The following is a 12,642-nucleotide window of genomic DNA, read 5'->3' as shown; positions in this document are numbered from 1 at the left end:
GTTTCACCATCACTAAGGAAACGCCATGTCAAACACACCCGTATTCCCCGCAGCCTCACTCCTTGGCTACCCGCGCATCGGCCGCCGCCGCGAATTGAAGAAGGCCATTGAAGCGTTCTGGGCCGGCAAGATCGATCAGGCAGCCCTGGAGGCAGCCGCTCAGGAAATCCAGCTCGGCACCGCCCGCAAGCTGACCGAGCTGGGCCTAAGTGAAGCCGCCGCCATCCCCGGCACCTTCTCCTACTACGACCAGGTGCTCGACGCCGCCACCCACATTGGCGCTGTGCCTGCCCGCTTCGGTGAGCTGCGTAACGCCGATGGCCAGCTGGACATCAACGCCTACTTCACCCTGGCCCGCGGCACGGTTGAGCAGCAGCCGCTGGAAATGACAAAGTGGTTCGACACGAACTACCACTACTTGGTGCCGGAAATTGGCCCCGAGACCAACTTCTCGGTGACCTCCAACCGAATTGTTGAGCAGTTCGCCTACGCACTCGCCAACGGCTTCGAAACCCGCCCCTACCTGGTGGGCCCCGTGACGTTCCTGCTGTTGAGCAAGGCCTCCGACGACGCACCGGCCGGCTTCAACCCGCTCTCACGCCTTGAAGACGTGCTGCCCGTCTACGCTGAACTGCTGCGCCGCCTCGGCGCTGCCGGTGCCTCATGGGTTCAGCTGGATGAGCCTGCTCTCGTCACCGACCAGGACATTGCGCTCTCCGAGGTCCAGGCTGCAGTGGCCCGCTCCTATGAGGTCCTTGCAGCCACTGCAGGCCGCCCGGCCATCCTTGTCTCCACCCCCTTCGGCGCCCTCACCGAACTGCTGCCGACCCTCGCAGCAGCCCCCATCGAGGCCCTGCACATCGACGCTTTCAAGGGTGCTGTCCCTTCCGCGGAAGAACTGGCCCTGCTCGCAGGCAAGACCGTTGTTGCAGGCGTCGTTGACGGCCACAACATCTGGCGCAACGACCTGGCCGAGTCCGTCAACCGCTTGGAAGCCCTGAAGGCAGCCGGGCTGAACGTGACCGTATCCACGTCCACCTCCACCCAGCACGTCCCCCACGACGTCAGTGAGGAAACCCAACTCTCCGCAGAGCTGCGCAGCTGGTTGTCGTTCGCAGACCAGAAGGTCACTGAAGTGGTGACGCTGGCCGCGCACCTGGTGGACCCGGCGTCGTCCGCGGCAGCCGTCGCTGAAGCAACAGCCGTCATCGCCTCACGTGCCACCGCCGCCGGGGTCAAGCGCCCCGAGGTCCGCGCCCGCCTGGCCGCACTGACCCCGGCCGACTTCAGCCGCTCCGAGTACTCGGTGCGTGAAGCCGCGCAGGAAGAATCGCTTTCACTGCCGCCGCTGCCGACGACAACCATTGGCTCCTTCCCGCAGACGAGCGAAATCCGCTCGGCCCGCGCCCGCGCCAACAAGGGCGCCATCACGGGCGAGGAATACTCGACGCTGATGAAGGAAGAGATCAAGCGCGTAGTGGACCTGCAGGAAGAACTCGACTTCGATGTGCTGGTGCATGGCGAGCCCGAGCGCAACGACATGGTCCAGTACTTTGCCGAGAACCTTGAAGGCTTCGACGTCACCGTCCACGGCTGGGTCCAGTCATACGGTAGCCGCTGCACCCGCCCCTCCATCCTGTGGGGCGATGTGACCCGCGAGAAGGCCATCACCGTCAAGTGGGCCGAATACGCACAGTCATTGACGGCCAAGCCCATGAAGGGCATGCTCACGGGACCGGTCACGATCCTTGCGTGGAGCTTCGTGCGCGACGACCAGCCCCTGGGTGACACCGCCAATCAGGTGGGCTTGGCGCTGCGTGACGAGATCGCAGATCTGGAAGCCGCCGGCATCAAGATCATCCAGGTCGACGAGCCGGCCCTGCGCGAACTGCTTCCGCTGCGCCGCGCCGACCAGGCCGCCTACCTGGACTGGTCCGTGAACTCCTTCCGCCTGACCACGGCAGGCGCTGCCGACGGCACCCAGATCCACACACACCTGTGCTACTCCGAATTCGGCGTCATCATCGATGCCATTGACGGACTGGACGCGGACGTCACCTCCATCGAGGCCGCCCGCTCACGCATGGAGGTTGTCAATGACTTGGAAAACCACGGCTTCGGCCGCGGCGTTGGCCCGGGCGTGTACGACATCCACAGCCCCCGCGTCCCCGGTCAGGCCGAAGTGTCGGAACTGCTCGGCACCGCCGTCAAGCACGTCCCGGCACGCCAGCTCTGGGTCAACCCGGACTGCGGCCTGAAGACCCGTGGTTACGCCGAGACCGAAGAGTCCCTGCGCAACCTCGTCAAGGCCACGAAGGAAGTTCGCGCACAGCTCGTCTAAGCATTTTCGGCTTTAGCAAGTATGTGTTGACGCCAAGGCGTTCCCGTCCCCGCAACTCGGGGGACGGGAACGCCTTTGGCGTTTAACTCAGGTGTTTAACTTAGGCGCCAGGTTGACGTCCCGGCTAGATTGAAGACATGAGCGTAGAAACAACAGTGGCAGCAGCACGGACGGCCTTCAACAGTGGAATCACCAGGCCCCATGCCTGGCGGGTTCAACAACTGACGGCCATGAACCGCATGCTGCGGGAGCACGGGGACGATTTTGCCGATGCCCTCGCAGCAGATTTGGGCAAGCACCCGAGCGAATCCTGGCTGACCGAGATCGGTTTCCTGACCAGCGAGATCAGCCACGTCATCAAGCATCTGGAAGGATGGCTCGCACCCCGCAGGGCAGCGGTGCCGGTGGCCCTGCAGCCAGCCAAGGCCTCCACCATCCTTGAACCGTTGGGCGTGGTGCTGGTCATTGCGCCCTGGAATTACCCCATCCAACTGCTCCTGGCCCCGGCTATCGGGGCGCTGGCAGCAGGCAACACCGTGGTGGCCAAGCCCAGTGAAATGGCCTCTGCCAGTTCCGCGGCGCTGGCCCATTGGGTTCCAGAGTATTTGGCCGGCGCCCTGAGCATCGTTGAGGGGGGCGTGCCGGAAACCACCGAGCTTCTGGAACAGCGCTTTGACCACATCTTCTACACCGGAAATTCTCGGGTGGGGCGCATTGTGATGACTGCCGCCGCCCAGCAGCTGACACCCGTGACGCTGGAACTGGGCGGCAAGTCGCCCGTCTACATTGACGAAACAGTGAACATGGCCGCCGCTGCACGCAGGATCGTCTGGGGTAAGTTCATGAATGCCGGGCAGACCTGCGTGGCTCCGGACTACGTGCTCGGGACCTCCCAAGCCCTGGCTGCCTTGGCTGCGGAACTGCCGAACGCGATTGCGGAATTGTACGGCCCAGATCCGGCGCACAGCGTGGCCTACGGACGGATCATCCATGATGACGCCTTTGCCCGTATTGCAGGCATGTTGGCTGCGGACCTGGCTGAAGGAACCGGTTCCGTACTTGTCAGCGGTGGGGGCACGGACGCTGCCACGCGCTACATTGAACCTACAGTGCTGCACGTGGATGCGCAGGCGCAGCTCATGGACAGCGAGATTTTTGGTCCCGTACTTCCTCTGGTCACTATGGGATCGCTGGCGGAGGCCATCACCTTCATCAACGCACGGGACAAGCCGCTTTCGCTGTATGTCTTCAGCCAAGACAAGGCCGTGCGGACGCAGTTCACGGAACAGACGTCGTCGGGCGCGTTGAACTTCGGGGTTCCCGTGGCCCACCTCTCCGTACCGGGGCTGCCCTTCGGCGGAGTGGGGGAGAGCGGCATGGGCAGTTACCACGGGCACCACTCCATCGAAACCTTCTCCCACCACAAGGCGGTGCTGGAAAAGTCGCTGGCACCCGATACGCTCGCCTTGATCTACCCGCCGTTCGGGGTGCTGAAGAAGCAACTCATCAAACGTCTTGTGGCCCCGTCCAGACGGCACAGTAAAAACTAGGGCCGCAGGTCCACGGAGCTGGTGCCTGTCATTTCCTGCAAAATGCTGGCCAGCTTATCCACGAACACTTCGACGCGTGCCGTCCGGGCGTCGTTGATGAGCAGTGCAAAGATGTTCCTGGCCAGCCGGATTTCCGGCACGTCCAGGACCACCACGTTGTCTGGTTTGTTGCGCAGCGCCAGTTCAGGGACCAGAGCCGCACCGAGCCCGACGCCGGCCAGCTGCAGGCTTGCGTTGAAGTCATCGCTGTAGACCGCCACGCGCGGATGCAGGTTGCAGCTGGCAAACAGCCGTTCAATGACGGACGCATCACTGGTCCCCGGATGGTGCATGATCCACGGCATGTCCGAAAGCTGATCGGCGGCCATGACCGAGCCGGGACGGATGCCCCAGGACCGTGGCAGCACCACCCTGAAGTTGTCATCGCCAATCCACTGCCGGTTCAGACTGTGCGGCCACGCCAGACCCGACTGCCCCACTTGGTACACGAGGGCCACATCCAGCGCCCCGCCGCTGCGCAAATCACCAATGGTCTGCTGGGGTTCACCCACGGAAACGTGCACGTTGATACCCAAGGTGGGCCACTCGGGGCTGCTTAGCAACCGTGGCAACACATAGGTGGCCAGCGACGGGAAAATTCCCAACCGCAACTCCTGGCTGTCGCCGTCGTCACTCCTTGCGCTGGCTGCCAACAGGGCGTCAATGTCGGTGAGCACCTTGGCCGCATGACGTGACATGACCAGTGCGGCTTCCGTGGGCTGCACGCTGCGGGCAGAACGGCGGAACAAGGTCACTCCGGCATCACGTTCAAGGGCGGACATCTGCTGTGAAACGGCCGACGCCGTGTACCCCAGTGAGGAGGCGGCGGCAGCGAAGGAGCCGCGGCGGACAACCTCCAGCAAGGTCTGAAGATGGACGGGATTGATCACGGGAACCTCTTTTTCTGGCCTCCGGCCAACTCCCTGCAAGCATAGACGGCACTCGCGTAAGCGTTGTTGCGTGAGTGTTGCGTGCGCCGTGCTTGGCTTGTTCCGCGGGCCAGTCCGGCACCTGTTCCGGTCCTGGCGCCGACACGCCGACGTGCGCCGACACGCCGTCCCAATTTTTGTGATCAAGTACTCCACAAGCTGTGGAAAAGACAGCATCTTCCTTGATTTCTAGGGCTTTTAAATCCCCTAACCTGTGGACGGACGGTGCATAAAATGACATACTTGTAATACATCATGTAGGGGTCAACCTCGAGTGTCTGCACTACATGTAGTATCTAATACAGAATTCAAGCGGTTCCAAGGAATCCGCTGGAACAGCTCGAGAAGCTGGCGAGACCGTGGCAATTACCGTTGGTCCCACCGACAGCGAGTAGGCCGTTAAAGGCCGCCATAGGTAGCCATAGAAATAAGGGGAACTTGATCATGAACGTCACGGTTTACACCAAACCTGCATGCGTCCAGTGCAATGCCACATACCGTGCGTTGGACAAGAAGGGCATCACTTACCAGAGCGTGGATATCTCCACCGACCCCGTCGCACTGGAGCATGTACTCAGCCTGGGATACCAGCAGGCACCCGTTGTGATTACGGACGCCGATCACTGGTCAGGTTTCCGCCCGGACAAGATTGCAGCTTTGGCCGCAGCCACCGAGGATGCTGCCGTCAGCGTGGCGTAGCCACCCTCAATCGGGTCCTGTTTCTGAGGGCCAATCATCAAAATTTCAAGTGCCCAGTGCACACAGGTGGGGCTGACCGGTCAAAGGGTTGGCCCCACAACCGCAAGCAAGTAGTTGGAAAGCGTTTGCCATGTCAGCCATTACAGCCGAAGCTGCTGTTGGTCGGATAGTCTCTCGAAAAACCAGCAGCCCGTTGATCTACTTTTCATCAGCATCAGATAACACCCATAGGTTTGTGCTGAAGTTGGGCGTTGACGCCGCGAGGATCCCGCTTTACACATACGAGGACACGCTCTTGGCTCAAGAGCCCTTCGTTTTGCTCCTCCCCACCTATGGCGGGGAAACACGACGCGGGGCGGTACCAAAACAGGTCATCAAATTCCTGAACATACCCGAAAATCGAGAACTGATCCGTGGCGTCATTGGCGCCGGGAACACGAATTTTGGAACCACCTATTGCCTTGCCGGGGATATCGTCGCCGAGAAGTGCAATGTACAGCATCTATACCGTTTTGAACTGATGGGCACGTCGGAAGACGTGGACAGGGTTCGCGAAGGATTGGAAGAATTTTGGACACGATTGTCTCAGAACACGACTCAACAGTGAAGGCGTCCAAGGACATGCCTGCGGCATGGCAGGAGCTCGGCTATCACGAGCTCAACGCCATGCTCAACCTGTACAACTCCAAGGGTGAAATCCAATTCGACGCCGACAAGGCGGCCGCCCGCCAGTACTTCCTGCAACACGTGAACAACAACACCGTGTTCTTCCACGACCTGGAGGAAAAGCTGGACTACCTGGTGAAGAACGAATACTACGAGCGCGAGACGCTTGACCAGTACACGATGAACTTCATCCGTGAGCTGTACCAGCACGCCTACAAGAAGAAGTTCCGCTTCGAAACCTTCCTGGGCGCCTTCAAGTTCTACACGTCCTACACACTGAAGACGTTTGACGGCAACCGCTTCCTGGAGCGCTACGAAGACCGCGTGTGCATGGTTGCCCTGCACCTGGCCCGCGGCAACGAGGAACTCGCCACCAAGATCGTCGACGAGATCATCGAAGGCCGCTTCCAGCCTGCCACCCCCACGTTCCTGAACGCCGGCAAGGCACAGCGCGGGGAGCTTGTCTCTTGTTTCCTGCTGCGCATCGAAGACAACATGGAGTCCATTGGCCGCTCCATCAACTCCGCACTGCAGCTGTCCAAGCGCGGCGGCGGCGTGGCGTTCGCGCTGACGAACATCCGCGAAGTGGGCGCGCCCATCAAGCAGATCGAGAACCAGTCCTCCGGCGTCATCCCCGTGATGAAGCTTCTTGAAGACAGCTTCTCCTACGCCAACCAGCTCGGTGCCCGCCAGGGTGCAGGAGCCGTATACCTGCACGCCCATCACCCGGACATCAACCGCTTCCTGGACACCAAGCGGGAGAACGCCGACGAGAAGGTGCGCATCAAGACCTTGTCCCTGGGCGTGGTCATCCCCGACATCACCTTTGAGCTGGCCAAGCGCGACGAGGACATGTACCTGTTCTCCCCGTACGACGTCGAAAAAGTGTATGGCATGCCGTTCTCCGACATTTCGGTCACCGAGAAGTACTACGAAATGGTGGACGACGCCCGCATCAAGAAGACGAAGATCAAGGCCCGCGAGTTCTTCCAGACCCTCGCTGAGATCCAGTTCGAGTCCGGCTACCCGTACATCATGTTTGAAGACACGGTGAACCGCGCGAACCCGATCGACGGCAAGATCATCATGAGCAACCTGTGCTCGGAAATCCTCCAGGTTTCCGCGCCCACCAGCTACAACGACGACCTCTCCTACGCCGAGACCGGCAAGGACATCTCCTGCAACCTGGGCTCGCTGAACATTGCCAAGGCCATGGATTCCCCGGACTTCGGCAGCACCATCGAAACGGCCATCCGCACGCTCTCTGCGGTGTCGGACATGTCCAACATCACCAGCGTGCCGTCCATCGCCAAGGGCAACGACCAGTCGCACGCCATTGGTCTGGGGCAGATGAACCTGCACGGCTACCTTGCCCGTGAGCGGGTCCACTACGGCTCGGAAGAGGGCCTGGACTTCACCAACATATACTTCTACACCGTGGTTTACCACTGCATCCGGGCGTCGAACATGCTGGCCATTGAAACCGGCTCCACGTTTGCCGGCTTTGAGAAGTCCACCTACGCCTCCGGTGCATTCTTTGACAAGTACACGGACGGTGAATGGCTGCCGCAGACGCAGAAGGTCGCCGAGATGTTTGAAGGCGTCCACATCCCCACGCAGGATGACTGGCGCGAGCTGAAGGCTTCCGTCATGGAGCACGGCATCTACAACCAGAACCTGCAGGCAGTCCCGCCGACGGGCTCCATCAGCTACATCAACAACTCCACGTCCTCCATCCACCCGGTGGCCTCGCGGATTGAGATCCGCAAGGAAGGCAAGCTGGGCCGCGTGTACTACCCGGCTCCGTACCTGACGAACGACAACCTTGAATACTACAAGGACGCGTACGAGATCGGTTTTGAGAAGATCATCGACACCTACGCTGCTGCGACCCAGCACGTGGACCAGGGCCTGTCCCTGACACTGTTCTTCAAGGACACCGCCACCACGCGTGACATCAACAAGGCGCAGATCTACGCCTGGCGCAAGGGCATCAAGACCATTTACTACATCCGTCTCCGCCAGCTCGCGCTGGAAGGGACCGAAGTGGAAAATTGTGTTTCCTGCATGCTGTAGTGCCGCATGACTGAAGAGTACGACGGCGGGTACCTCCCGCCGTCGTACCTTCGGCTTAGGATTGACTGGGCTCTTGGAGCCATCAGTATTTAGTGAAGAGAGAAAAGCGATGACACCGGAAAAGCTGAAGTTGGCAAGCCACGTTAAGGCCATCAACTGGAACCGCATCGAGGACGAGAAGGACGTGGAAGTCTGGAACCGCCTCTGCAACAACTTCTGGCTGCCGGAGAAGGTGCCGCTGTCCAACGACATCCAGTCCTGGGCGACCCTCACACCGGATGAGCAGCTGCTGACCATGCGCGTGTTCACCGGTCTGACCCTGCTGGACACCCTGCAGGGCACGGTGGGCGCCGTCTCGCTGATCCCGGACGCCATCACCCCGCACGAGGAAGCCGTCTACACGAACATTGCGTTCATGGAATCGGTGCACGCCAAGAGCTACTCCTCGATCTTCTCCACCATGGCCTCGACGAAGGAAATCGACGAAGCCTTCCGCTGGTCGGTAGAGAACGTGAACCTGCAGAAGAAGGCCCAGATCATCGAGGGCTACTACTACGGCGACGATCCGCTCAAGCGCAAGATCGCCTCCACCTTGCTGGAGTCCTTCCTGTTCTACTCGGGCTTCTACCTGCCCATGTACTGGTCCTCACGGGCCAAGCTGACGAACACGGCAGATTTGATCCGCCTGATCATCCGCGATGAGGCCGTGCATGGCTACTACATCGGCTATAAGTACCAGAAGGGCTTGGAAGGCCTTTCGGACGAGCGCAAGGAAGAGCTGAAGGCCTACACTTTCGAGCTGCTCTTTGAGCTGTACGAAAACGAAGTCCAGTACACCCACGACCTGTACGACTCCGTCGGCCTGGCCGAAGATGTGAAGAAGTTCCTGCACTACAACGCCAACAAGGCGCTGATGAACCTTGGCTACGAGGCCATGTTCCCGGCGGCAGTCACTGATGTGAACCCGGCGATCCTGTCCGCGCTCTCACCGAACGCCGACGAGAACCACGACTTCTTCTCCGGCTCCGGCTCCTCCTACGTGATCGGCAAGGCCGTGAACACCGAGGACGACGACTGGGACTTCTAGTTCCTGCGTAAACTGCGCGCAACCCGGCCCTTTTTTGGGGCTGAGGTTGCGCGCATTTTTTGTATCCTGCACAGTTTGTTTCCTGCACGGCTTGTTTCCTGCACAGGTCGGGCTGGTGGGCGCCGACCAGAAATGGCCGTTTAGATAAGTGTGGCAAATCTTTCAGCCGCTAACGTTGCGCCAGCGACGATGATCTCGTCATCCTCATTGAGCACGGTTTGTGGGGTGGTGTAGTCCCATTCACTGTTTCGGCGTTTTACTGCGACCACGGTGATGTGGTGCTTGGCCCTGATTCCTGTCACGCCCAGAGGTTTGTTCAGTGCCTCCTTGGGCGGGCGTGTCTTGACCATGGCAAAGCCATCTTCGAACTCGATATAGTCCAGCATGGCCCCGCGAACCAAGTGGGCAACCCTGCGTCCCATGTCCTCTTCCGGACGGACAACATGTTCCACGCCGAGCTGTTCAAGGATCTGGCCATGGGCGGCGCTGACCGCCTTGGCCCAGATGGTGGGTTTCTTGAATCGGAGCAGCGATGAGGTGGTGAGGATGCTCGCTTCAAGGTCGCTGCCGATGCCGACGACAGCACGTTCGAACTCGTGCACTGAAAGTTGGCGCAGGGCTTCTTCCTTCGTGGAATCTGCCCGAACGACGTGGGTCAGCCGGCCGTTGAAGGACTGGACGACGTCTTCGTTCATGTCAATGCCCAGAACTTCAGTTCCGGCTGCCGCTAGTTCCAAGGCCAGTGCGCCCCCGAACCGGCCCAGCCCGATGACGACGACGGAGTTTGCTTCCGCGATTCGCTCCATCGACTTGTGTGGGAAAAGTGGATGTCTAGCCAATGAGTGGCCTCTCTTTCGGAAATTCGTAGAGCAGGGGACGAGATCTTAGGGCCAAGGCTGATGCCAGCGTCACAGGGCCGAGACGGCCGATGAACATCAGGAAAATGAGCAAGAGTTGCCCGGCGGGTGGGAGGGAGGCAGTAATCCCGGTGGAGAGTCCCACGGTGGCGAAAGCCGAGACGGTTTCGAAAAAGAGCCGGTCAAAGCCGATGTCCGTCATCAGCATCAGCGCCATGGTGGAACCAATGACCAATGCGACGGCGAGCAGAACGATGGTGATGGCTTGGCGGTGCACGGAACGGGAGAGCCGTTTGCCGAAAATGTTCACTGCTGTTCCGCCTTGAACCTCGGTGAGGAGGATAAAGAAGAGTACTGCAAAGGTGGTGATTTTTAGGCCCCCCGCAGTACCTGCGGGACCGCCGCCAATGAACATGAGGATGTCCATACCCAGCCAAGTGGCTGGATGCATCTGGCTTAGATCCAGTGAGTTGAAGCCAGCCGTGCGGGTCATCACTGATTGGAAGAACCCTGCCAGAATTCTATTCGCCGTGGACAAGGTGCCGAGGGTTCTGGGGTTGTTCCATTCCAGCGTGCTGATAAATAGAGTACCCATGACTAGAAGGGTCCCCGTGCCACTGAGTACCAGTTTGGTATTCATGCTCCAGTGCAGGGGCCTGCGGTAGCGGCGTCCCAGCTCGAAGAGCACTGGGAATCCCAGCCCACCGATGATGATGGCAAATGCGATTGGCAGGCAAATCCAAGGATCTCCGACGAAGCTCGTGAGGTTGTCGCTGAAGAGTGCGAATCCGGCATTGTTGAAGGCTGACACGGAGTGAAATAGACCCAACCAGATTGCGTGGATGGGTGAGTATCCGTAGCCGATGCCAAACCGCAGGGCCAAAATGACGGCAACCACTAATTCGACGCCGATGGTGATGCGAAGAATTCCAAAGAGCACGGATCGAACATCACCGAACCCGGCGCTCTTGGTTTCCGCAGCAGCCTGAATTCGGGATCTGAGTCCCAAACGCCGGGCCATCAGCACCCCAAGCAATGAAGCGAACGACATGATGCCGAAGCCGCCTACCTGGATGAGAACCAAAATCGTGGCCTGGCCGAAAGGTGTCCAATACTGGGCTGTATCCACCACCGACAACCCTGTGACACACACGGCGGAGGTGGCCGTGAAGAGGGCTTCCAAAACACTGGCCCCGTCGGACCCAGACTTGGCGATGGGCAGCATGAGAACAAGCGTTCCGACCAGAATGGCCATACCGAATCCAGCGGCAATTGCTTGTGCTGGATGGCGGGGAACCACCGCGTGTGCGACGGCTTTGAATCTACTTGCTGCAACTTGCATAACTCATAGAATAAACGCGGTTTGCGGAAACCTATCCATCGACAGTGAAAGTGCGCCTTCCTTGGCGAAAGTGCTGGAACCGTTTGGGAACGGAGTGAAACGGGTATTGCCTGCGTCTTTTGTTTCCTGCACAGGGTGGGGTGGTGGGTGGTGGTATCCACAATCGGGGTTCTTGTGGGGGTGGATGGCAGTGGCTTTTAATAGAATATATGTATGGATGAAACGGCAGGGAGGCCGGGACTTTCGGCCCCCAGTTCAGGGGATTTGCGGGTTGGTGGGCATGTTCACCAGCTCTTGAACCTTGCCGCGGCGTTAGTACGTTCTTCCGCCAGTGCCACCGCCACAGTTGGTGCCGGTTCTACTGCTGATGGCACCAGCAGAGCCGGTGCCGGTACGGTCCATGATTCTGGTGGTGGCGAGAGCAGTGGTGGTGGGTTGCCGTTTGGTGTTGATGTGGGGGTTTTGTCTGATCGGGAGTGTGTGCGGTGGGCGCAGGACTTGGAGCATTTGGCGCGGGTGGGGCAGGCGTTGGCTGTGCAGGTGGTGGCTGAGTTGGTTTCTCGTGCCGAGGCTGGCCGGTATGTATCTACTGGGGTGCGTGGGCCGGTGGATTTGTTGGTGCAGTCCTTGAAAGTCAGTGCGGCTGAGGCGCATCGTAGGATTCGCATGGCGGGGGCGGTGTTACCGGTGCTTGATGTGTTCAGTGGTGATATTGCCCCGGTGCGTCAGCCCGGGCTGGGGGAAGTCTTCTTCCGTGGGGAGGTCTCGCAGGAGCAGGGGCTACTGGTTGCCGGGTTCGTGGATGAGGCGGCCCGTTTGGCTGCGAACGGCAGGATTGATCAGGAGTGTTTGGAGGAGGTTCAAACGGTGTTGGTGGAGGCCGGGCTGGGGGAGGGCCCGGATTGTTTGCGTCGTATTGGTAACCGGATTATGAGTCATTTGGATCCTGACGGGCAAAAGCCCAGCCACTCAGATCTGGTTGCGAAACAGGGGTTGTTCTTCCGTAAGCCCCGGCGCGGGCTGATTCATCTGGACGGGTATATGACTATCGCCCAG

10 protein-coding genes are annotated in these 12,642 nt (G+C 59.9%); 7 read left to right on the top strand and 3 right to left on the bottom strand.

The window, feature by feature from the left end; genetic code table 11:
- Positions 1-25: 25 nt before the first annotated feature.
- On the top strand, positions 26-2,341 hold the full coding sequence (metE, locus tag Q4P21_RS08580; protein ID WP_303388369.1) for a 5-methyltetrahydropteroyltriglutamate--homocysteine S-methyltransferase: 2,316 nt from the start codon (positions 26-28) through the stop codon (positions 2,339-2,341).
- 137 nt (positions 2,342-2,478) lie between these two features.
- Complete coding sequence (locus Q4P21_RS08575) at positions 2,479-3,891, top strand: aldehyde dehydrogenase family protein (protein ID WP_303388368.1); 1,413 nt, start codon at positions 2,479-2,481, stop codon at positions 3,889-3,891.
- Here Q4P21_RS08575 and Q4P21_RS08570 read toward each other — a convergent pair.
- On the bottom strand, positions 3,888-4,820 hold the full coding sequence (locus tag Q4P21_RS08570; protein WP_303388367.1) for a LysR family transcriptional regulator: 933 nt from the start codon (positions 4,818-4,820) through the stop codon (positions 3,888-3,890). The two genes, Q4P21_RS08575 and Q4P21_RS08570, sit on opposite strands and share 4 nt — an antisense overlap.
- 483 nt (positions 4,821-5,303) lie before the next feature.
- Between Q4P21_RS08570 and nrdH the strand changes: the two genes are divergently transcribed.
- The 4 genes from nrdH to nrdF all read left to right on the top strand — a co-directional run bounded on the left by nrdH (position 5,304) and on the right by nrdF (position 9,387).
- A complete protein-coding gene (nrdH, locus tag Q4P21_RS08565; RefSeq protein WP_303388366.1) occupies positions 5,304-5,558 on the top strand; it encodes a glutaredoxin-like protein NrdH in 255 nt (84 codons plus the stop codon).
- Between the two features lie 130 nt (positions 5,559-5,688).
- Positions 5,689-6,165 (top strand): class Ib ribonucleoside-diphosphate reductase assembly flavoprotein NrdI, encoded by a 477-nt coding sequence (gene nrdI / locus Q4P21_RS08560; protein ID WP_303388365.1) that lies wholly within the window; start codon positions 5,689-5,691, stop codon positions 6,163-6,165.
- A gap of 14 nt (positions 6,166-6,179) precedes the next feature.
- Positions 6,180-8,300, top strand: a complete 2,121-nt coding sequence (nrdE, locus tag Q4P21_RS08555) for a class 1b ribonucleoside-diphosphate reductase subunit alpha (RefSeq protein WP_303388390.1) — start codon at positions 6,180-6,182, stop codon at positions 8,298-8,300.
- A 109-nt stretch (positions 8,301-8,409) separates the two neighbouring features.
- Positions 8,410-9,387, top strand: a complete 978-nt coding sequence (gene nrdF, locus Q4P21_RS08550; RefSeq protein WP_303388364.1) for a class 1b ribonucleoside-diphosphate reductase subunit beta — start codon at positions 8,410-8,412, stop codon at positions 9,385-9,387.
- Between the two features lie 140 nt (positions 9,388-9,527).
- Here nrdF and Q4P21_RS08545 read toward each other — a convergent pair whose 3' ends face one another.
- Both Q4P21_RS08545 and Q4P21_RS08540 read right to left on the bottom strand, forming a co-directional pair.
- Positions 9,528-10,193 (bottom strand): TrkA family potassium uptake protein, encoded by a 666-nt coding sequence (locus tag Q4P21_RS08545; RefSeq protein ID WP_303388363.1) that lies wholly within the window; start codon positions 10,191-10,193, stop codon positions 9,528-9,530.
- A 25-nt stretch (positions 10,194-10,218) separates the two neighbouring features.
- The gene (locus Q4P21_RS08540) at positions 10,219-11,499 is read right to left on the bottom strand and encodes a TrkH family potassium uptake protein (RefSeq protein WP_303388362.1); all 1,281 of its coding nucleotides are present in this window, start codon (positions 11,497-11,499) and stop codon (positions 10,219-10,221) included.
- Between the two features lie 300 nt (positions 11,500-11,799).
- On the opposite strand from Q4P21_RS08540, the gene Q4P21_RS08535 reads away from it, so the two are divergent.
- Positions 11,800-12,642: DUF222 domain-containing protein (locus Q4P21_RS08535; RefSeq protein ID WP_303388361.1), on the top strand; the 843-nt coding region annotated here is incomplete at its 3' end.

The organism is Arthrobacter sp. (genome assembly GCF_030540645.1).
In the GTDB taxonomy this organism is placed as follows: domain Bacteria; phylum Actinomycetota; class Actinomycetes; order Actinomycetales; family Micrococcaceae; genus Specibacter.
The sequence above is the reverse complement of the archived record's forward strand: the minus strand, read 5'-3'. Positions and strand labels throughout refer to the sequence as shown.